19 protein-coding genes are annotated in these 20,771 nt (G+C 52.6%); all 19 read left to right on the top strand.

Annotated features, from left to right (window positions below; genetic code table 11):
• Positions 1-64: 64 nt before the first annotated feature.
• Complete coding sequence (gene mce / locus COO92_RS06045) at positions 65-469, top strand: methylmalonyl-CoA epimerase (RefSeq protein ID WP_022732383.1); 405 nt, start codon at positions 65-67, stop codon at positions 467-469.
• 84 nt (positions 470-553) lie between these two features.
• On the top strand, positions 554-793 hold the full coding sequence (locus COO92_RS06040; protein WP_022732382.1) for a DUF1467 family protein: 240 nt from the start codon (positions 554-556) through the stop codon (positions 791-793).
• A gap of 487 nt (positions 794-1,280) precedes the next feature.
• A complete protein-coding gene (locus tag COO92_RS06035; protein WP_240626343.1) occupies positions 1,281-1,772 on the top strand; it encodes a hypothetical protein in 492 nt (163 codons plus the stop codon).
• Positions 1,773-1,978: 206 nt separating this feature from the next.
• Positions 1,979-3,304: a proline--tRNA ligase gene (gene proS / locus COO92_RS06030; protein WP_101300639.1), complete on the top strand. Its 1,326-nt coding sequence runs from the start codon at positions 1,979-1,981 to the stop codon at positions 3,302-3,304.
• 114 nt (positions 3,305-3,418) lie between these two features.
• Positions 3,419-4,669 carry a lipoprotein-releasing ABC transporter permease subunit gene (locus COO92_RS06025; protein WP_022732378.1) on the top strand — a complete coding sequence of 417 codons (1,251 nt, stop codon included), beginning with the start codon at positions 3,419-3,421 and terminating at the stop codon, positions 4,667-4,669.
• Positions 4,662-5,396, top strand: coding sequence for an ABC transporter ATP-binding protein (locus COO92_RS06020; protein ID WP_101300637.1), 735 nt, complete (start codon positions 4,662-4,664; stop codon positions 5,394-5,396). The genes COO92_RS06025 and COO92_RS06020 overlap by 8 nt, the downstream gene beginning before the upstream one ends.
• Before the next feature lie 126 nt (positions 5,397-5,522).
• Entirely contained in the window at positions 5,523-9,008 is a 3,486-nt protein-coding gene (gene dnaE, locus COO92_RS06015) for a DNA polymerase III subunit alpha (RefSeq protein WP_101300635.1), read from the top strand.
• 230 nt (positions 9,009-9,238) lie between these two features.
• Positions 9,239-10,021 carry a 30S ribosomal protein S2 gene (gene rpsB / locus COO92_RS06010; RefSeq protein ID WP_101300634.1) on the top strand — a complete coding sequence of 261 codons (783 nt, stop codon included), beginning with the start codon at positions 9,239-9,241 and terminating at the stop codon, positions 10,019-10,021.
• A gap of 87 nt (positions 10,022-10,108) precedes the next feature.
• The gene (gene tsf / locus COO92_RS06005; protein ID WP_101300632.1) at positions 10,109-11,032 is read left to right on the top strand and encodes a translation elongation factor Ts; all 924 of its coding nucleotides are present in this window, start codon (positions 10,109-10,111) and stop codon (positions 11,030-11,032) included.
• Positions 11,033-11,199: 167 nt separating this feature from the next.
• Complete coding sequence (pyrH, locus tag COO92_RS06000; protein WP_022732371.1) at positions 11,200-11,931, top strand: UMP kinase; 732 nt, start codon at positions 11,200-11,202, stop codon at positions 11,929-11,931.
• 2 nt (positions 11,932-11,933) lie between these two features.
• Positions 11,934-12,497, top strand: coding sequence for a ribosome recycling factor (gene frr, locus COO92_RS05995; RefSeq protein ID WP_101300630.1), 564 nt, complete (start codon positions 11,934-11,936; stop codon positions 12,495-12,497).
• A 2-nt stretch (positions 12,498-12,499) separates the two neighbouring features.
• Positions 12,500-13,240: an isoprenyl transferase gene (locus COO92_RS05990; protein WP_101300629.1), complete on the top strand. Its 741-nt coding sequence runs from the start codon at positions 12,500-12,502 to the stop codon at positions 13,238-13,240.
• Positions 13,227-14,045 carry a phosphatidate cytidylyltransferase gene (locus COO92_RS05985; protein WP_240626342.1) on the top strand — a complete coding sequence of 273 codons (819 nt, stop codon included), beginning with the start codon at positions 13,227-13,229 and terminating at the stop codon, positions 14,043-14,045. Before COO92_RS05990 ends, COO92_RS05985 begins: the two co-directional genes overlap by 14 nt.
• A gap of 39 nt (positions 14,046-14,084) precedes the next feature.
• Positions 14,085-15,245: a 1-deoxy-D-xylulose-5-phosphate reductoisomerase gene (locus COO92_RS05980; protein WP_101300625.1), complete on the top strand. Its 1,161-nt coding sequence runs from the start codon at positions 14,085-14,087 to the stop codon at positions 15,243-15,245.
• 38 nt (positions 15,246-15,283) lie between these two features.
• Positions 15,284-16,387 (top strand): RIP metalloprotease RseP, encoded by a 1,104-nt coding sequence (gene rseP, locus COO92_RS05975; protein WP_101300624.1) that lies wholly within the window; start codon positions 15,284-15,286, stop codon positions 16,385-16,387.
• The gene (gene bamA, locus COO92_RS05970; RefSeq protein ID WP_101300622.1) at positions 16,387-18,708 is read left to right on the top strand and encodes an outer membrane protein assembly factor BamA; all 2,322 of its coding nucleotides are present in this window, start codon (positions 16,387-16,389) and stop codon (positions 18,706-18,708) included. The genes rseP and bamA overlap by 1 nt, the downstream gene beginning before the upstream one ends.
• 1 nt (position 18,709) lies before the next feature.
• Complete coding sequence (locus COO92_RS05965; RefSeq protein WP_101300620.1) at positions 18,710-19,291, top strand: OmpH/Skp family outer membrane protein; 582 nt, start codon at positions 18,710-18,712, stop codon at positions 19,289-19,291.
• The gene (gene lpxD, locus COO92_RS05960) at positions 19,291-20,310 is read left to right on the top strand and encodes a UDP-3-O-(3-hydroxymyristoyl)glucosamine N-acyltransferase (RefSeq protein WP_101300618.1); all 1,020 of its coding nucleotides are present in this window, start codon (positions 19,291-19,293) and stop codon (positions 20,308-20,310) included. Before COO92_RS05965 ends, lpxD begins: the two co-directional genes overlap by 1 nt.
• Positions 20,311-20,321: 11 nt before the next feature.
• Positions 20,322-20,771: a 3-hydroxyacyl-ACP dehydratase FabZ gene (gene fabZ / locus COO92_RS05955; RefSeq protein ID WP_101300616.1), complete on the top strand. Its 450-nt coding sequence runs from the start codon at positions 20,322-20,324 to the stop codon at positions 20,769-20,771.

Below are 20,771 nucleotides of genomic sequence, written 5' to 3'. Positions count from 1 at the left end.
CACGGGTACTGACGCTAACCTAGATTAGAAGTGATCGGGCAGATCACTTTGCAGGAGTAAGAATATGATCGGACGGCTGAACCATGTCGCCATCGCAGTCCCCGACCTTGAGGCAAGCATTGCGCAATATCGCGATGTGCTGGGGGCTAAGGTCTCCGAACCGCAAGATGAACCGGATCACGGGGTGACGGTCGTTTTTGTTGAACTGCCCAACACCAAGATTGAATTGTTGTATCCGCTGGGGGAAAATTCCCCGATCAAGGGATTCCTTGAAAAGAACACCTCTGGCGGTATTCATCATGTCTGTTACGAGGTCGATGATATTCTGGCCGCGCGTGATAAGCTTAAAGCGACTGGCGCACGCGTCTTGGGAGACGGGGATCCGAAAATCGGGGCGCATGGCAAACCGGTTCTTTTCCTGCATCCCAAGGACTTCAACGGCACACTGGTTGAACTCGAACAGGTTTAGCTGATTGTGGGGCTCCCGATTAACCGCCTTGCAATCTGATCAAGTGATCTACACACGCTTCACCATCAACAAAAAGAGCATTTCATGAACTGGTTTTCCGGAACTCTGGTCTATATCGTCATCTGGTGGCTGGTTCTGTTTATGGTGTTGCCCTTTGGCGTCAAACGCACCGAAAATGTCGAAGCCGGTCATGACAGTGGCGCACCGCAGCAAGCTCATATGTGGAAAAAGGTTCTGGCCACCAGTGCCATTTCAGGCATTTTATGGGTGGTGGCATGGTTCGTGATCACCAGCGGTATGATTGAAGTCCGTCCGCCACAATAAGCGTTACGGTCCTTTGCCAAAACAGAAAACCCCGCACATATGTTGCGGGGTTTTGTCGTTTGGGCCTGCACAAAAATGATCGAGAAGGCGATAAGCCCAAAAAAAAAGCAAGATCCAAAGGATCTTGCTAAGATGCTATTTTTATAGCTGTTTTTCCCGTAATCTTCTTATGCTTCCTCCTAAGACCTGGGCATCTAGCACAGGTTTTAATTCGACGTCGCGCCAGCTTCTTGTATGCTTATTGGCAACTAAAGCCTCCCGCAATTTTATGAGCGGCTGCGATACGCCTACCGCAACGATCTTGCGCCGTTAGCGGAGGACTAAAAAGCCACATGTTTCCGTTTTATGCAAGATGTTTTGACGAATATTCACAAATGATTCGATGCTGCATTGCACACAGATAGGGCGAAACTAAAAGATGAATAAGAATCCATTGGCTGAACCTATTAGATGCCATGTTTCTGGTCTTAACATCAGACTATTGAAGGTGTTGGCGTCAGTCGTTCTGATTTCTGTTTTGCCTTCTACGGGGTGGGCGCAAGCCGATTCTCCTTTTCCGTCATCGCAGCAAGATGGCGTTGGCGCGGGCAATGATGCTGCAGCAATGCCGCAGGGCGAAGACGCCAAACCGACGATTACGGTTACGCGTTCGGCCTGTAAGCAATTGGTCAAACATATGCCCGACGACGATGTTGCCTATCAGTCGGGTGTGGATGTGCGGGGCAACAAGGTTGCACCGGCTGATCTTAACGGTGGCAGCAACATTCTGAACTCCTTGCCAAAGGAAATTGAGTTTCCGGTAACGATTGATTTCTTCGAATATTCCGGGATTTCCGTCCCTGAGGGCGTCAGTGGAGAGCAAAGCATTGGCAAGATTTCCTATCGTAACGGCCGGGTTTATTTTAACGATCAGCCATTGGACGACGATGGTGCAAGTGCCGAACTGATCGAAGCCTGTCGTCAGGCGGGGTTCAGATAACGCCGCCCGTTGGGCGTTATGGGGGCAATCTGTACACATAGATGCAGGCCTTCGTGGACAATCGTAGTTTTGCCATCATTGGAAACTAATCAGACTGCGATCAGATAACATAAGTTCCAGCTTGCGTTTCGCGCGATGCTGTCGCATTTTCCGGGCAAGGTAATTCATAAACCCAACAATTCAGATTTGTTCATCACGAGGCATTGATGCGTCTTTCCCAGTTCTTTCTGCCGACCCTGAAGGAAACCCCGTCAGAAGCCCAGATTGCTTCTCACCGTTTGATGCTGCGCGCTGGTATGGTCCGCCAGCTCACGGCGGGTATCTATTCCTGGCTGCCGCTTGGCCACCGTGTTCTCAAGAAAATCGAACAGATCGTTCGTGAAGAACAGGACAAGATCGGCTTTAACGAACTGCTGATGCCAACCATTCAGCCCGCCGAGCTCTGGCAGGAAAGTGGTCGTTACGATGATTACGGTCTGGAGATGCTGCGCATTACCGACCGTCATGATCGTAAAATGCTGTTTGGGCCGACCAACGAAGAAGCCATCACCGATATCTTCCGCAATGATGTGCGTTCTTATAAGCAGCTGCCGCAGATGCTCTATCACATTCAGTGGAAATTCCGTGACGAGATCCGCCCGCGCTTTGGCGTGATGCGGGGCCGCGAATTCCTGATGAAGGATGCCTATTCGTTCGACATCGATTACGAAAGCGCGCGTCACACCTATAACAAGATTTTCCTGGCCTATTGCCGGACCTTTACCCGTTTGGGTGTGAAGGCGATCCCGATGGTGGCTGATACCGGCCCGATTGGTGGTGATTTGAGCCACGAATTCATCATTCTTGCCGAAACCGGTGAAAGTGAAGTTTTCTGCGATCAGAAATGGCTGGAAAAAGATCTGAGCGGGCAGGGTGTTGACCTCAATGACCGTACCGGCCTTGAAAGCTGGGTGCAGACGACACTTAAAGATTACGCCGCGACCGAGGACATGCACGATCCAGAACAGGATGCGGTAAAGTCCTTGGGGAATGACCTGGTGACGACGCGCGGGATCGAAGTTGGTCATATCTTCCATTTCGGTGCGAAATATTCCGAACCGATGGGCGCAACTGTTCTTGGCCCGGATGGCAAGGATACCCCGGTGCAGATGGGGTCTTACGGAATTGGCGTTTCGCGTCTTGTCGGTGCGTTGATCGAAGCATCCCATGACGAAAACGGTATCATCTGGCCCGACGCTGTTGCCCCGTACAAGGTTGGTCTGATCAATCTGCGTACTGGTGATGATGCTTGTGACGCGGCCTGCGAAGACGCCTATGCCAAGCTCACCAATGCTGGTATCGAGGTTCTTTATGATGACCGTGACATGCGTGCCGGTGGCAAGTTTGCCGACATGGACCTGATTGGTTTGCCATGGCAGATCGTCATTGGTCCGAAGGGGCTTAAAAACGGTGTGGTTGAGCTTAAAAACCGCAGAAGCGGCGAGAAAACCGAAGTTACCTTCGATGCTGCTCTGAACCAGCTTAGCGCCTGATCAAATATTAAAACACGGGGCAGCGATTGCTGCCCCGTTGTGATTTCCGGCTTCGTTTGATGTTTAGGCATGCGGGGCCATTTCCTGACCAGCTTCCACAAGGATAGAGTGCCCATGTTCAGTCCGTTCGAACGTATGGTGGCCTTTCGCTACCTGCGTCCACGTCGGCAGGAAGGTTTCGTTTCCGTTATCGCCATTTTCTCGTTGCTGGGCATCATGCTTGGTGTGGCAACGCTGATTATTGTGATGTCGGTCATGAACGGTTTCCGCGCCGAATTACTTGGTCGGATTTTGGGTTTGAACGGGCATATATCGGTCTATGCACAAAGCAATGACGGCATTGCCAATTACGATGCGATTGAAAAAGAGATCGCTGAAACCGGCAATGTAAAGCTGTCTGTTCCTGTCGTCGAAGGACAGGTCATGGCATCGAAAAATGGCCGGGCAAGCGGTGCCATTGTGCGCGGCATGCGTCCTGACGATGTTAAACAGCGTAAAACTATTGCCGATAACATCGTGTTTGGGTCGCTTGATAATTTTAAGGGTGATGACAGCATCATCATGGGCGCACGTCTTGCGATGAAGCTTGGTGTCGGGGTCGGTGATACCGTCAATCTGATTTCGCCCAAGGGCAATGTCACCGCATTTGGCGCCGTCCCGCGTGTACGCGCCTATACCGTGGCCGGGCTGTTTGATATTGGCATGTATGAATATGACAGCGGGTTTATCTTTATGCCGCTGTCTGCCGCACAGCTTTATTTCCGCCTGCCCGAGAAAATCACACATTTTGAAGTGATGCTTGATGATATCTCGTCACTCGATGACACCATGGATACGCTGTTGACAACGCTTGCCAGTGAAAAGCTGCGGCTGGTCAATTGGCAACAATCAAATTCCGGATTTTTCAATGCATTACAGGTCGAACGTAATGTGATGTTCCTGATCCTGACATTGATCATTCTTGTTGCCGCCTTCAATATCATTTCGGGCATGGTCATGCTGGTCAAGGATAAGGGTCGCGATATCGCCATCCTGCGCACCATGGGGGCGACCCGCAAATCAATCATGAAGGTGTTCTTCCTGGCGGGCGCATCCATCGGGGTTTTGGGCACGCTGAGTGGTTTGATCATCGGTGTGTTGTTCTGCCTGAACATCGAAAACATCCGCCAATTCATTCAGACCCTAACGGGCACCGATTTGTTTAATGCTGAAATCTATTTCCTGTCGCAACTGCCGGCCGATATGGATACGGGCGAGGTCGTTCTGGTTTGCGTCATGTCGCTCACACTGACCTTCCTTGCCACGGTTTATCCGGCATGGCGCGCGTCGCGTCTCGATCCGGTGGAGGCTCTGCGCTATGAGTGATCAGGTCAAAACAACCGCTCAGGAACGCTCGCGTACTGTTGTTCTGCGCCTTGAAAAGATTGATCGTGTTTTCAATCAGGGCCCCGATCAGCTGGAAATCCTCAAATCAGTCGATCTTGAAATCCATCAGGGCGAAATTGTCGCCCTTGTCGGGCCGTCGGGTGCGGGTAAATCAACCTTGCTTCAGATTGCCGGATTGCTTGAAAAGCCTGACGGCGGTTTGGTGTCGATTGGTGGTCAGCGCAGCACGGACTTGTCCGATCTCGCGCGGACCGAAATGCGCCGTCGCCATATCGGCTTTGTCTATCAGTACCATCATTTGCTGCCGGAATTTTCTGCAATTGAAAATGTCGTCATGCCGCAAATGATCAATGGCCTGAAACGCTCCGAAGCCGAAGTGCGCGGTCTTGAACTGCTGCGCTGTCTTGGTCTCGAAAATCGGGCTGAACATCGTCCCGCACGCTTGTCGGGTGGTGAGCAGCAACGGGTTGCCATTGCGCGTGCCCTTGCCAATGTGCCAGACGTTTTATTTGCCGATGAGCCGACCGGGAATCTTGATCCGCAAACCGCGGCAACTGTCTTTGGCATGTTGATGTCGCTGGTGCGTGAAACGGGTCTGGCATCCTTGATCGCAACCCATAACCCGGCACTGGCAAGCCAGATGGACCGGGTTGTGACCTTGCGTGACGGTCATTTGGTCGAACTTGATCCAGCCGAACTCGCCTAGGTTCTGTCCCTAAGCGATCTTTCGCAACGGCTCAAAATTCTCTAAGCTGATCGAACGCGGTGTTTCGCCAGTGTGCGAAACACCGCGTGACCAGTCTTTTGTCTTCTTTTCCGGGGTAAAATTACGATGGAAAACGGTTTCGTCCATCTTCGTGTTCACACCAACTATTCGCTTGCCGAAGGTGCCATCACGACGAAGGAGCTTGCCAAACTTTGCGCAGCCGACGGCCAACCCGCCGTTGCGATGACCGATACCGACAATATGTTTGGCGCGCTTGATTTCGCTGGCGCCATGAGTGGTGCGGGTATTCAGCCGATCCTTGGCGTCCAAATGGGTTTTGAGCGGTTTGGTGATAAGCCTGCTGTTGGCAAAATCATGCGCGAACCGATGCCCGATCGCCTTGTTCTGATCGCCCAGAATAAGGAAGGTTATTTCAACCTTCTGAAAATTGTTTCGCGCGCCCATATGACGTCTGAGGCCGGAAGCGAGCCCAAAGCGTTATATGAGCACATCGAAAAATATTCCGATCATGTGATTTGCCTGACCGGGGGCCCAACCGGGCCGCTGGCGCGTCTTCTGGCCGAGGAACAGCTCGATAAGGCCGAAGCCTGCCTGACGAAATTAAAGGGCATCTTTGGCAACCGCCTGTATATCGAGTTGCAAAGACACGGTGAGGCGCTTGAGGAGCAGGTCGAACCGGGTTTGGTCAAGCTGGCCTACGATCATGACGTGCCGCTTGTTGCGACCAACAATTGCTATTTCCCGTCGGGCAAGATGTATGAAGCCCATGACGTGTTCATCTGTATCGGGCAGGGGGCTGTTGTCGGGCAGGATGAACGCTGGAAACTGACGCGCGATCACCGGTTTAAGACCGCAGATGAAATGCGCAACTTATTCGCCGATATTCCTGAGGCCTGTGATAACACCGTGGCGATTGCCAAACGCTGTTCGTGGCACGTCGAAAAAATCGATCCGATCCTGCCGCCCTTTGATTGTGGCGAAGGCCGCACCGAGGTTGATGAACTGCGCCATATGTCCGAGGAGGGCCTTAAGGGCCGGTTGGAAAAATACGTCTATACCCCGGACATGTCGGACGCGGATAAGGAAGAAACGGCCAAACCCTATTGGACGCGTCTGGAGTATGAGCTTGGCATCATCAATCAGATGGGTTTCCCGGGCTACTTTCTGATCGTTGCTGATTTCATTCAGTGGGCCAAGGATCATGAAATCCCGGTTGGGCCGGGCCGTGGGTCGGGTGCAGGGTCGCTTGTGGCCTATGCACTTCTGATCACCGATCTTGATCCGCTACGGTTCTCGCTTCTGTTCGAACGTTTCCTTAACCCGGAACGTGTGTCGATGCCTGACTTTGACGTTGATTTCTGTCAGGATCGACGCGGCGAAGTGATTGAGTATGTGCAGAAAAAATACGGTCATGACCGCGTTGCACAGATCATCACATTCGGTAAGCTGCAAGCCAAGGCCGCCGTGCGTGACGTTGGGCGTGTGCTGAGCATCCCGTATGGCTATGTCGATAAAATCTGTAAAATGATTCCCGGTGACCCGGCCAAACCGATCCCGCTCAAAGAAGCGATCGATATGGAACCGGACCTGCGGCGGATTGCGCGTGAAGACCCCGACATCGACCGCTTGCTCACCATCGCCATGCAGATCGAAGGGCTGTATCGCAACTCCTCGACCCACGCGGCCGGGGTTGTGATCGGTGACCGCGATCTTGATGAGCTGGTCCCGCTCTATCGCGATCCGCGCTCGGATATGCCGGTGACACAGTTCAACATGAAGTATGTTGAAAATGCCGGGCTGGTAAAGTTTGACTTCCTGGGGCTTAAGACCCTGACGGTGATTATCGAAGCCGTGAATTTAATGCGTCAACGCAAAGACGTCCCGCAAGACTTTGATATCAGTGCGATTGAGCTTGATGATCGTCCATCGTTTAAACTGTTGTCTGCCGCTGAAACCGTCGGCGTGTTCCAGCTTGAATCGCAAGGCATGCAGGACGTTTTGCGCGGTCTGAAGCCAGATACGCTTGAAGATATTATCGCTGTCGTGGCGCTGTATCGTCCGGGCCCGATGGATAATATCCCGCATTACATCGCGCGTAAGCATGGTCAGGAAGAACCTGACTACATGCACCCGATGTTGCAGCCGATCCTGCAAGAAACCTATGGCATCATGATCTATCAGGAACAGGTCATGGAGCTGGCCCAGATCATGGCGGGCTATTCGCTTGGTGGTGCAGATTTGCTGCGTCGTGCGATGGGTAAAAAAATCGCCGAGGAAATGGAAAAGCAGCGGTCGCTGTTTGTCGAAGGATCCGAAAAGAACGGTGTTGATCGCGGACAGGCATCCGACATCTTTGATCAGGTCGCCAAATTCGCATCCTACGGCTTTAACAAATCACACGCCGCCGCCTATGCGCTGGTGGCCTATCAAACTGCGTTTCTAAAGGCCAACTATCCGGTCGAATTCATGGCCGCGTTGATGACGCTTGATATGCACAACACCGAAAAACTTGCGGTGTTTAAACAAGAAGTCGAACGGCTTGAAATCGAAATTCTGCCGCCCTGCATCAACCATTCGCAAGTCGCCTTCTCGGTCGAAAACCACGAGAGCGGCGGTAAAATCCGCTATGCGCTGGCGGCAATCCGCAATGTCGGCGATGCGGCGATGGAAAGCCTTGTGGCCGAGCGTGAAGCCAACGGGCCGTTTAAAGACCTCACCGATTTTGCATCGCGCATCGATAGTCGGGCCGTCAATAAACGACTGCTTGAAAACCTTGTCCGTGCCGGTGCGCTGGACTGTCTGGCAACCAACCGCAAAGTCATGCTGGAGCATGTTGATAAAGTCATCGCCGTTGCCCAGCGCGAAATGCAGGCGCGCAATGATGACCAGATTTCGATGTTTGGTGATGAAAGCGCCTTTGCCAAGGACGCGATCAAACTGCCTGATGAGCGTGACTGGGTGCCGATGGAAAAACTGACCGAGGAATTCTCGGCCATTGGTTTTTACCTGTCGGCCCATCCGCTTGATACGTTCGGCAAAAGTATTCAGCGGATTGGCATTGCACCGATCAAGGAATTGCCTGCCCGCATGCGTGCGCAGAACAAAGGCGCGATCAAACTCGCCGGAACCTTGATCAATGCCCGTGAAATGATTTCGAAAAAGAACGGTTCGAAATTTGCCTTTGTCATGTTTTCTGACCCGACCGGCAGCTTCGAAGTTGCTTTCTGGGCAGAAGCCTGGGCGGCATACAAGGAAATCATCAATGCCGGACGCCCGGTCTTGTTGATCGTGGCAGCCGAGATGCGCGAGGGGCAGCTGCGTATTCAGGGTCAGCGGGTCGAGGACCTTGAACAAGCCGTATCTGGTGCGGCCGAAGGCATTCGCATTCGGTTGAACCGCCCTGATCCGGTTTCAGAAATTCGCGAGTTGCTGGAAACGGCGGGTAAGGGAAGGGGCCTTGTGACCTTGTCGTCCATGTGTGGCGATGGCCGCATGGCCGAGATCGAGCTTGAAGACAGTTATAAGGTCGGGCCATCTCTGATCGGTGCCATCGGGGCTATTCCAGGCGTTGAATTTGCCGAGGAAATCTGATGGTTTCGGGGGGAATTGTAATGCGAACAGTCCAAAGGTTCACAAACCGCGCATTTGCAGGTACTTTAGGGCTTGCATTCTTTACGGGACGGGATTAAAACCCGCTCGAACATCGCACGCGAAAGAGCGGCGACTGCCGTCATATGGCAACTCGTCCATCCGGTGTTTCATGCATGAGGCATGAAATTCCCTTTCGCGGAGGTATTAACCGGAAAAAGGTAGGAATTATCATGGCTTTGCCAACCTTTACCATGCGCCAGCTCATGGAAGCTGGTGTCCACTTTGGTCACCACACCCGCCGTTGGAACCCGAAGATGAAGCAGTTCATCTTTGGTGCACGTAACGACATCCACATCCTGAACTTGCAGGAAACTGTCCCGATGCTGCATCGTGCGATGCAGGCCGTTCGTGACGTTACCGCTTCAGGTGGTCGTGTTCTTTTCGTTGGTACCAAACGCCAGGCATCCCCGATCGTTGCTGAAGCTGCAAAACGTTGCGGCCAGTACTACGTGAACCATCGCTGGCTCGGTGGCATGCTGACCAACTGGAACACTGTTTCCAATTCGATCAAACGCCTCAAAGAACAGGACGAAATCCTGACTTCGGGTGCCGAAGGTCTGACCAAAAAAGAAATCCTGAACCTGACCCGTTCGCGCGACAAACTTGAACGCGCTCTGGGCGGTATTAAGGACATGGGTGGTCTTCCTGACATCATCGTCGTGGTTGACACCAACAAAGAAGCACTTGCCATTCAAGATGCCAAGAACCTGAACATCCCGGTTGTTGCGATCCTCGATACCAACTCTGACCCGGCGAACGTTCAGTACCCGGTTCCGGGCAACGATGATGCGATCCGTGCGATCCAGCTGTATTGCGATCTGTTCGTTGGTTCTGTTCTTGATGGTATTCAGGAAGAAATGACCGCTTCTGGCGCGGATCTCGGTGAAGCGGAAGAAGTTCCGACTGAAGCGAACGCGACGAAAGAAGCAGCTGCAGAAGCAGCTTCCGCATAACTTTCATTTTGTACCCGGGGAAACGGCGGCTAGGATGCCGCCGTTTCTTTAGGTGTTAACTTGATTGCGTAATAGGGGCTTTAAGAAATGGCTATTACCGCTGCTCTCGTAAAAGAGCTTCGCGAAACCACCGGCGCTGGCATGATGGATTGCAAAAAAGCGCTTTCCGAAACCGATGGCAATGTCGACGCTGCTGTTGATTGGCTGCGGACCAAAGGTCTTGCAAATGCTGCCAAGAAAGCTGGCCGCGTTGCTGCCGAAGGTCTTGTTGCCGTTGCGGTTAACGGTACCAAAGGTGCTGTTGTCGAGCTGAACGCTGAAACTGACTTCGTTTCGCGTAACGAAGACTTCCAGAAATTTGTCAACGAAGTTGCCGTTCAGGCCGTTTCTGTTGATGGCGACGTCGATGCGCTGAAAGCTGCTGCTTTCCCGGGCACATCGCGTAACGTCGAAGAGCAGGTCACCCACATGATCGCCACCATTGGCGAAAACATGTCGCTTCGTCGTTCGGCTGGCCTGTCAGTCGAAAAAGGTGTTGTTGCTTCTTACATCCACTCTGCTGTTGCTACCGATCTCGGTAAAATCGGCGTTCTGGTGGCTCTGGAATCCGAAGCAGACGCTGCTGTTCTCGAAGGTCTGGGCAAACAGATCGCGATGCACATTGCGGCAACCAACCCGGCTTCGGCAACCGTTGCCGATCTTGATCCGGAACTGGTCGAGCGTGAAAAAACCGTTCTGACCGAACAGGCTAAAGAATCGGGCCGTCCGATCGAGATCATCGAAAAAATGATCGAAGGTCGTATCCGTAAATATTACGAGCAGGTTGTTCTTGTTGAGCAAACCTTCGTGATTGACGGCGAAAACAAAGTTAAAGACGTAATCGAGAATGTCGCTAAAGAAGCTGGCAAGCCGATTACCCTTAAGGGCTTTGTTCGCTTCGAACTCGGTGAAGGCATCGAGCGAGAAGAGAAAGATTTTGCAGCCGAAGTTGCTGAGCAGCTGAACAAATAAAACATCTTTTCGAAATGGTGCGTTACGCGCCATTTCGTGTATGATCCAGACCGGCGAGGTCGGCAGCGCAAATCCGCCCTGTTACTCGCCGGTCTTTTTATATCTGAATTTTGCATTCCCCGTCGTTTTGGGAATGTGTGACATCGGCATTAAGAGGCATTGAAGACATGGCAGAAAACGACCAACTGAAATTTCGCCGCGTCCTTTTGAAGCTCTCGGGTGAGGGACTTCTAGGTAAACAGCAATATGGTATCGATCCTGAGACGGTCGACCGGATTGCCAGCGAAATCAAGGTCGTTCATGACATGGGGGCTGAAGTTTGCATGGTGATTGGCGGCGGGAACATTTTCCGTGGCGTCAAAGGTGCCTCTCAGGGCATGGAACGTGCCACAGCCGATTACATGGGCATGCTGGCAACCATCATGAATGCGCTCGCGGTTCAAAACGCGCTTGAGCGCCATGGTGTCCAGACTCGCGTTCAGTCTGCCATTCCAATGTCTTCCGTTTGCGAACCCTATATTCGCCGCCGTGCTGTTCGCCACATGGAAAAAGGTCGCGTTGTGATCTTTGCTGCGGGAACGGGCAATCCGTTCTTTACCACCGATACTGCTGCGGCATTGCGTGCGGTTGAAATGGGCTGTGATGCGCTGCTTAAAGGCACGCAGGTCGATGGTGTTTATACCGCTGACCCGAAAACGGATCCGACCGCGGAGCGCTACGACTCACTTACCTATATGGAAGTTTTGTCCAAAGATTTGCGTGTGATGGATGCATCGGCTATTTCTTTGGCACGCGAAAATGATATTCCGGTTATCGTATTTTCTTTGCATAATCCGGGTGCCTTCGCAGATGTTGTCTCTGCAAAGGGGACGTTTACGATTATTTCGAATGGAGACTGAACGTGTCTGACGTTGCTGGCCTAAAAAAGGACCTGTCCCGCCGTATGGAAGGGGCCGTAGAAGTACTGCACAAGGAGTTTACCGGTCTGCGCACCGGACGTGCCAGTGTAAGCCTTCTTGAGCCGGTCATGGTCGAAGCCTATGGCGTTCCGACCCCGCTCAATCAGGTGGCTTCTGTCAGTGTTCCTGAATCCCGGATGCTTTCGGTTCAGGTATGGGACAAAACCATGGTCAAATCCGTTGAAAAGGCTATCCGCGATTCTGGCCTTGGCCTCAATCCGGCGGCTGATGGCACCCTTGTTCGTGTTCCGATTCCGGCATTGAACGAAGAACGCCGTGCCGAGCTGTCCAAAGTTGCCGGCAAATATGCCGAGCAAGCCAAAATTTCAGTACGTAACGTCCGCCGCGATGGCATGGACCAGCTGAAAAAATGGGAAAAGGACAGCGACATCTCCAAAGACGAGATGCATGACGAAGAAAAAGAGATCCAGAAGCTGACCGATAAGGTCATTTCCGACATCGACGAGACGCTGTCGCACAAAGAACAGGAAATCATGCAAGTCTGACCATGGCTGTTCTGTCTTCGCAAACTCAACAACAAGAACTGCCGTGTGTTCCGCGTCACGTTGCCATCATTATGGATGGCAACGGTCGTTGGGCCCGTGGGCGTGGAAAACCCCGTACGATGGGGCATCGTGCCGGGGTTGAAGCAGTGCGTCGCACGGTCGAGGCATCTGCCGAGCTTGGCATTGAGTATCTGACGCTCTATGGGTTCTCGACGGAAAACTGGAAACGCCCGGAAAGCGAAGTCAGTGATCTGATGGGACTTTTGCGGCTGTTTTTAAAGCGTGAGCTTGCGACGTTGCACCGAAACAACGTGAAAATTCGCATCATCGGCGACCGGACACGTTTTGCCGATGATATTCGCGATCTTCTGGCCAAGGCCGAAGACCAAACCCGTGACAACACGCGCCTTAACTTGACGATTGCGTTGAGTTACGGGGCACGGGCCGAAATTACGCAGGCCGTGCGCGAGATCGCGCGCAAAGTCGCATCGGGGGAGGTTTCAGCAGATGCTGTAACCGAAGACTTGATCGAACAGAACTTGTCGACCGTTGGCATGCCCGATCCTGATCTTCTGATCAGAACCAGTGGTGAACAACGGATCAGCAATTTCTTGCTGTGGCAATCGGCCTATACAGAGTTTGTCTTTGAAGACGTTCTCTGGCCTGATTTTGACCGCAGCCATCTGGAAAGAGCCATTGACAACTTTGCCGGACGGGAGCGGCGTTTTGGTGCAGTCATCTGAAACCGAACGTCAAAAAGATACGAATTCCGGACTAAAACCACGCATTCTTTCTGCGCTGGTCATGACACCAGTGGCAATTGCCGCTGTCTGGTTTGGTTCACCCTATTTCGACATTCTGTTATTTCTGTTTTGTGCGGGTATGATGTGGGAGTGGGCGCGCATGTGCGTGCCTGCCCATTATAACGGTGTGTCTATTGTCGCGGCTGTGGCCGTTGGCGTTGCCATGCTGATGCAAATGACCGGGCAGGGTCCGCTTACATTTATGCCAATTGCGATCGGTGTGATTATTGCGGTTGCCCGTGGGGGCAAAAATTGGCTGCTGGCTGGATTTGGTGTTCTTTACATCTCACTTGCCGGATTGTCGGCATTATGGTTGCGCAATCAGGATGCTGACGGTCTTCTGACCATCATGTGGTTATTCTTCCTTGTCTGGGCGACCGATACAGGCGGCTATGCCTTTGGTCGGGCGATTGGTGGACCAAAACTGGCACCGCGTTTCAGCCCAAAGAAAACATGGGCTGGTTTGATCGGGGGCATGTTCTGTGCTGGCGTTATTGGCGGTCTTGTGACCTATTTCAGCAATGATGCGGTCAACTGGCTCATTGTTCTGGTCAGTATGGTTCTGGCGATTGTGGCTCAGATCGGTGATCTGGGTGAGTCTGCTCTTAAACGGCGTTTCAAGGTTAAGGACAGCAGCAATTTGATCCCGGGGCATGGTGGGCTGCTTGATCGCGCGGACGGAATGCTGACGGTGTTTCCAGTTGCCTTTGCCATTGTCTGTTTCGCTGGACTCACATTGCGATAGAGCCTGATATCCATCAGGTTCTTTTCTGACAGGTGTTTGATGAATTTGAAGAAATCCGTCAGTGTTTTTGGCGTCACGGGATCTGTCGGCACAAGTACCGTCGATATTCTAAAAACGCACGCTGACAAATATTGCGTCGATGCGGTTACCGCGCACCGCAATGTTGATGCACTTGCCAAAACCGCCCGTGACCTTGGCGCAAAATGTGCTGTCATTGGGGATCCCGACTGTTTCTCCCAACTGCGTGACGCATTGTCAGATACCGACATTGAGGTGACGGCTGGCGAAGATGCCCTTGTCGAGGCGGCTTCACGGCCGTCTGACATTGTTATTGCTGCCATTGTCGGGGCGGCGGGCCTTAAGCCAACGCTTGCGGCCATTCGCCGTGGTGCGCGGGTCGGGCTTGCCAACAAGGAAACGCTCGTCTGTGCGGGCAGTCTTATGTCCCGGGAAGTTGTGGCGCACGGCGCAACCCTTATTCCCGTCGATTCGGAACATAGTGCTATTTTTCAGGTCCTCGAAGACCGCGCCGAAGACCAGATCGAGCGTATCTTGCTCACCGCATCCGGGGGGCCGTTTCGGGCATGGTCACTGAACGAGATGAAATCGGTGACCCGCGCGCAGGCGCTGGCTCACCCAAACTGGGACATGGGGGCTAAAATCTCGATTGATTCGGCAACCATGATGAACAAGGGGCTTGAGCTGATTGAAGCGCGCCACCTTTTCCCGGTTCCCGAAGAACGGATCGAAATTGTTGTCCATCCCCAGTCGGTCGTGCACAGCATGGTCGAATATGCTGATGGATCTGTGCTGGCCCAGCTTGGGTCGCCCGATATGCGAACACCGATTGCCTATGCGCTTTCATGGCCTGAACGGATCAAGGTTGACGTACCGCGTCTTGATTTTGCCACGATCGGAGGTTTGAACTTCGAGGCGCCAGATATTGTTCGCTTCCCGGCACTGCGTTTGGCACGAGAAGCCTTGCAGGCGGGGGGCACACTGCCTACTGTCTTGAATGCGGCAAACGAGGTTGCGGTTGCAGCGTTCCTTGGCGACAAAATCGGCTTCCTTGCGATTGCGGAAATCGTCGAGGACATGATGGATAAAATCGGCAAGGAAGACCTTGTCGATCTGGATCAGGTATTTGCGACAGATACCATGGTCCGACGTGAAACAGCAGCACGCATTGCTGCTGTTTAAGTAAATAACACCGGTTTTACCGGATAAGGGACGTCTTGATGGAAACCTTGCTTTCTTTTCTATTTGTGCTCTCGGTTCTCGTTTTTGTTCATGAGTACGGGCACTACTGGGTTGCGATCAAAAACGGCGTGAAAGTCGAAGCCTTTTCAATTGGTTTCGGGCCGGAACTGTTTGGCTGGGTTGATAAAAAAGGAACCCGCTGGAAAGTCAGTCTTCTGCCGCTTGGCGGATATGTGAAGATGTTTGGCGATATGAACCCGGCAAGTGCCGGGCAGCGTGATGACCTTGCCGAAGACGAAAAACAGTTCGCGTTCCATAACAAAAGTGTTGCCGCACGGGCTGCCATTGTTTTTGCGGGCCCGCTTGCCAACTTCCTGTTTGCAATCGTTGTTTTCACCTTTCTGTTTGCTGCCGTTGGTCAACAGCGCGCTTTACCCGTGGTTGGCGAGGTCATGGACAACAGCCCGGCCGCGAGTGCCGGCCTTATGGCCGAAGACCGCATTACCGCGATTGATGGTGATCAGGTCGAATGGTTCTCCGATCTATCTGAAATTGTCCGCGCTCATCCGGCCGAAGAACTGCGTTTGTCGGTTGTTCGCAACGATGCACCGCTTGACCTGCTTGTTACCCCGGAAGCTGTAACGCCCGAAGATGGCGATGGAACGCAGACGTTCGGGCGTCTTGGTATTACAGCCGGGGCTTTTGAAACCAGTCGGGATGGTGTGATTGATGCCGCGGGGCGGGCCTTTACGTCGTTCTATACCTTAACAACGCAAACATTCTCGGCCATTGGCGAAATGATCAGTGGTGATCGTGATAGTTCGGAATTGGGCGGGCCGATCCGCATTGCGCAAATGTCTGGCGAAGTTGCGGAAGGTGGCTTTGGTCCCTTGCTGTTCTTTATGGGGTATTTGTCCATCAGCCTTGGGTTGATTAACCTGATGCCTGTTCCGGTTCTTGATGGGGGCCATCTGGTGTTTTATGCGATTGAGGCAATTCGCGGTAAGCCATTGGGCGCAAAAGCACAAGAATATGGTTTCCGTATCGGCGCGGGTTTGGTATTCAGCTTAATAATTTTCGCAACCTGGAACGATTTGACGCAGTTGGGCGTCTTTAGTTTCCTCAAAGGACTTGCTGGCTAATGAATGACGGCAAAAGGGGGGTTAACTTGCTGCGTACGGTAAAAGCGGCCGCGATTGTTGCGGCTCTGCTCGGCGCGACGACGCCAATGATTGTTTCCACGGTTGCTTATGCCCAAAGTTCGGGTGTAATCCGCGACATCAAGGTGGATGGGAACAATCGTATCGAAAGTGCGACGGTTGATGCCTACCTGACGGTTGCAGCAGGCGACCCTTACGACGCGCAGAAAATCAACGATTCCCTTAAAGCCCTGTTTTCGACAGGACTTTTTGCCGATGTGTCGATTTCATTCAATCAAGGTGTGCTTCTGGTTAATGTCGTTGAAAACCCGATCATTAACCGTATTGCCTTTGAAGGTAATCAGCGCCTGAAAGACGATACGCTCAGCACCGAGCTTCAATTGCGTCCACGTGTGGTTTACACGCGCACCAAGGTTCAGTCCGATGTGCAGCGTATTCTCGAACTTTACCGTCGCAATGGCCGGTTTGCCGCCACGGTTGAACCCAAGGTCATCCAGCTTGAGCAAAACCGTGTCGATCTGGTTTTTGAGATTGAAGAAGGCGAGGCGACAGGCATTCGGAAAGTCAACTTCGTTGGCAATAAGGCCTTTGACGATGGTGAGCTTCTCGAAGTCATTCGCACCACCGAAAGTGCTTGGTGGAAAATCCTGACATCTGACGACAATTACGACCCGGACCGCGTGACGTTTGACCGTGAACTGCTGCGTCGTTTTTATCTTTCGGCGGGCTACGCTGATTTTCAGGTGCTGTCTTCTGTTGCGGAATTGACACCGGATCGCTCGGACTTCTTCATCACATATACCGTCAGCGAAGGGCGCCGTTACCAGTTTGGCACGATCAATGTTGTGTCGCAGATTGATAAAATTGATGCCGAAGCATTGGTGCCCTTGATCGAAATCGAGGCTGGAGAATGGTACAATGCCGATATGGTCGATGAAGCCATTGAAGTTTTGACCACCCAGGTTGGCGATCAGGGCTATGCCTTCATTGATATTCGGCCAAATGTTGAGCGTAACCGTGAAAACGGTACGATTGATGTGACCTTTACCATTGCCGAAGGACCAAAGGTCTATGTCGAGCGCATCAACGTGGTTGGCAACGTACGGACACTTGATGAAGTGATCCGGCGTGAATTCCGTCTTGTCGAGGGCGATGCATTTAGCAGTTCCAAGATGAAACGGTCTAAACAACGTATCGAGAACTTGAACTTCTTCAAATCGGTTGACGTCAAGACCTTGCCGGGCACAACGCCTGACCAGACCGTTCTTGAAGTCGACGTCGAAGAAAAATCGACAGGCGAATTCTCGATTGGGGCCGGGTACGGTACGGACAATGGTGCGTTTGGTCAGCTTGGCATTCGTGAACGTAACCTTCTTGGCAAGGGACAGGATCTGCGCCTTAACTTTACACTTGGGTCCTCAGATCAACAGGTCGATCTTTCCTTTACCGAACCGTATTTCCTGGACCGCGAAATTGCCGCTGGCTTTGATGTGTACCGTCGCGAAACAGATAATCAGGACGAAAGTTCCTATGATGAAGAGCAAACAGGTGGCCGCCTGCGCGCCGGGTTTAAATATTCAGAGGAATTGTCACATTCGTTCCGTTACGGCCTGGAACAGAATTCATATTCTAACATTAGCAGTGATGCATCACGTCTTCTGCTGGCAGAAGAAAATGAGTTCGTTGAATCTTCGATCGGTCACACGCTGACCTATGACAAACGTGATAGCTCTTATTCTCCCACCGAAGGTTATTTCGCACGGCTGTCGAACGATTTCGCCGGGCTCGGTGGTGATGAAACCTATCTTCGCACGCGTATTGAAGGTGGATATTATTATCCGCTGGATCGGGAAAATGAGTGGGTGCTCTCGACACGTGCGTCGACGGGGTACATCTTTGGTATTGGGGACGACACGCGCATTTCCCAGCGCTTCTTTACAGGCGGTGCAAACCTGCGTGGGTTTGAATCAGCTGGCGTTGGGCCGCGGGACATCGCCACAGGCGATGCTCTTGGCGGAAAAACCTACTATACGGGGTCTGTGCAAATGGACTTCCCGCTTGGACTGCCGTCTGAGTTTGCCCTGAAAGGTCGCGTCTTTAGTGACTTCGGTTCGTCCGAAGGTGTAGACGGTGCCCGGCCTGGCGAAATCTATGACGAAGGTTCACTGCGTGGATCTGTCGGGGTTGGCGTTGGTTGGGAATCGCCGTTTGGCCCCATCGGTGTCGATCTGTCACAGGCCGTTTTGAAAGAAGATTACGACAAAGAGGAAGTGTTCCGTCTTAACTTCGGGACCAGATTCTAATATGAGCATTATGAAATCGATCCGTAACGTCGCGTTCGCTGTTGCAGTTATCTCGGGCATCGGTCTGTCGACCGAAGTTCGGGCGCAAGATGCGCTTTCGACGGAGACGCTTGCAAACGTCATGATCGTCGATATCGACGGTATCTTGCGTGAATCGTCGGCAATGCGCGACGTCAATAAGCAGCTTAAAGAGCGTCAGCAGGCCTATCAGCAGGAAATCGAAACCCGCCAACAGGCCCTGCGTGAAGAAGACAAACAAATGGCCCAGCAGCGAACCCTGCTTGCCAACGATGTCTTTCAGGAAAAACAAAAAGCCTTTCAGCAGAAAGTTGCCGATTTTCAGAAATTCGCACAGGGACGTAACCGCGTTCTTGACGAAGCACGTGCGGTTGCCAACGGCACGTTTCAGAAAAAGCTGATTGAAATCGTTGCCACACTGGCCGAAGAACGTAAATCAACCTTGGTTTTGCGTAAAAGTGAGGTCATCCTCCATGCCAAGGGGATGAATGCATCGGCTGAAATCCTCAACCGCATCAATGCGCAACTGCCAACTATCCAGGTTGAATTCAAGGAAGGCTCGTAATGGCTGATCCGCGTTTCTTTCATCGCAAAGGACCGTTCAGCGTTAAGGATATCGCTGAGCTGACTGGTGCGACCCCGGTAAATGCACCGGACGCGGAACGCCGTTTTGATGATGTCGCACCGCTGCAAATCGCCGACAGCACAATCCTGAGCTTCTTTGACAATCGCAAATACATTGATGCGTTTGTCGGAAGTCATGCCGGTGCGTGTTTCGTGCGTCCCGAATTTGCAGATCGCGCCCCCCAAAACATGGTGCTGTTTACCACCGATGACCCGTACCGCGCCTATGCTAAGGCCGCGACCGCGTACTATCCATTTGAAACCGGTAATGGCGTCATTTCGGATCGCGCGGTGATTGATCCATCGGCCAAGCTTGGCGCCGGGGTTCAAATTGATGCCTGTGCGGTGATTGGTGCCAACTGTGAAATCGGTGACGGCACAATCATTGCGTCCAATGCGGTGATTGGCGACGGTGTTATTATTGGTTCGGGCTGCAAAGTCGGTGCCGGTGCCACCATCAGCCACAGCCTGATTGGCAATCTGTGCCTGATTTATCCCGGCGCACGTATCGGTCAGGATGGTTTTGGCTTTGCCATGGGCCCGCAAGGCCATGCAAAGGTTCCCCAACTTGGCCGCGTTGTCATCGGCAACGATGTCGAGGTTGGATCAAACGCAACGATTGACCGCGGGGCAGGGCCAGATACCGTGATCGGGAACGGGTGCCGTATCGACAATCTGGTGCAAATCGGCCATAACGTCGAACTTGGCATGGGCTGTGTTATTGTGTCCCAGGTCGGGATTTCCGGTTCGACCAAGCTTGGCAATTTTGTTGTTCTTGCCGGTCAGGCTGGCATAACCGGGCACCTTGAAATCGGCGATGGCGCCAAAGTTGCCGCGCAATCAGGTGTCATGAAAAATATCGGACCGGGTGAGACCGTGGGCGGAAGCCCCGCTGTCCCGGTCATGGACTATCATAAGCAGACGGTGGCCTTGTCGCGTCTGATACGAAAAAAGAAATAAGGACGATACGCATGACCGAACTGTTAAGTGTTGATATTCAGCGCATTATGGAAATGATTCCGCATCGTTACCCGTTCTTGCTGATCGATAAAGTAATCGATATTGCCCCGGGTGAGTCGGCGACCGGCATCAAAAACGTCACGATGAACGAGCCGCAGTTCACCGGTCATTTCCCGCAGCAACCAATCATGCCGGGCGTTCTGATTATCGAAAGTATGGCGCAAACGGCGGCCATTCTTGTTGTTCAGACCCTTGGTGAGGGTGCCGAAGGCAAACTCGTCTATTTCATGAGCATCGACAGTGCGCGTTTCCGCAAACCGGTAACGCCGGGGGACGTCATGCACATTCAAGTGGTCAAAAAACAAAGCCGTGGTCCGGTCTGGAAATTCGAAAGCCAAGTCAAAGTGGATGGGCAAGTCGTTGCCGAGGCCACAATCGCCGCGATGATCCGGGATAACTGA

Source organism: Thalassospira lohafexi (assembly GCF_002844275.1).
GTDB classification, from domain to species: domain Bacteria; phylum Pseudomonadota; class Alphaproteobacteria; order Rhodospirillales; family Thalassospiraceae; genus Thalassospira; species Thalassospira lohafexi.
Note: the sequence above shows the minus strand (reverse complement) of the source record. Positions and strands in the feature narration are given on the sequence as shown.

Coding starts and splice junctions, on each gene's coding strand:
- mce (WP_022732383.1), top strand. CDS start 65: ATGATCGGACGGCTGAACCATGTCGCCATCGCAGTCCCCGACCTTGAG.
- COO92_RS06040 (WP_022732382.1), top strand. CDS start 554: ATGAACTGGTTTTCCGGAACTCTGGTCTATATCGTCATCTGGTGGCTG.
- proS (WP_101300639.1), top strand. CDS start 1,979: ATGCGTCTTTCCCAGTTCTTTCTGCCGACCCTGAAGGAAACCCCGTCA.
- COO92_RS06025 (WP_022732378.1), top strand. CDS start 3,419: ATGTTCAGTCCGTTCGAACGTATGGTGGCCTTTCGCTACCTGCGTCCA.
- COO92_RS06020 (WP_101300637.1), top strand. CDS start 4,662: ATGAGTGATCAGGTCAAAACAACCGCTCAGGAACGCTCGCGTACTGTT.
- dnaE (WP_101300635.1), top strand. CDS start 5,523: ATGGAAAACGGTTTCGTCCATCTTCGTGTTCACACCAACTATTCGCTT.
- rpsB (WP_101300634.1), top strand. CDS start 9,239: ATGGCTTTGCCAACCTTTACCATGCGCCAGCTCATGGAAGCTGGTGTC.
- tsf (WP_101300632.1), top strand. CDS start 10,109: ATGGCTATTACCGCTGCTCTCGTAAAAGAGCTTCGCGAAACCACCGGC.
- pyrH (WP_022732371.1), top strand. CDS start 11,200: ATGGCAGAAAACGACCAACTGAAATTTCGCCGCGTCCTTTTGAAGCTC.
- COO92_RS05990 (WP_101300629.1), top strand. CDS start 12,500: ATGGCTGTTCTGTCTTCGCAAACTCAACAACAAGAACTGCCGTGTGTT.
- COO92_RS05980 (WP_101300625.1), top strand. CDS start 14,085: ATGAATTTGAAGAAATCCGTCAGTGTTTTTGGCGTCACGGGATCTGTC.
- rseP (WP_101300624.1), top strand. CDS start 15,284: ATGGAAACCTTGCTTTCTTTTCTATTTGTGCTCTCGGTTCTCGTTTTT.
- bamA (WP_101300622.1), top strand. CDS start 16,387: ATGAATGACGGCAAAAGGGGGGTTAACTTGCTGCGTACGGTAAAAGCG.
- COO92_RS05965 (WP_101300620.1), top strand. CDS start 18,710: ATGAGCATTATGAAATCGATCCGTAACGTCGCGTTCGCTGTTGCAGTT.
- lpxD (WP_101300618.1), top strand. CDS start 19,291: ATGGCTGATCCGCGTTTCTTTCATCGCAAAGGACCGTTCAGCGTTAAG.
- fabZ (WP_101300616.1), top strand. CDS start 20,322: ATGACCGAACTGTTAAGTGTTGATATTCAGCGCATTATGGAAATGATT.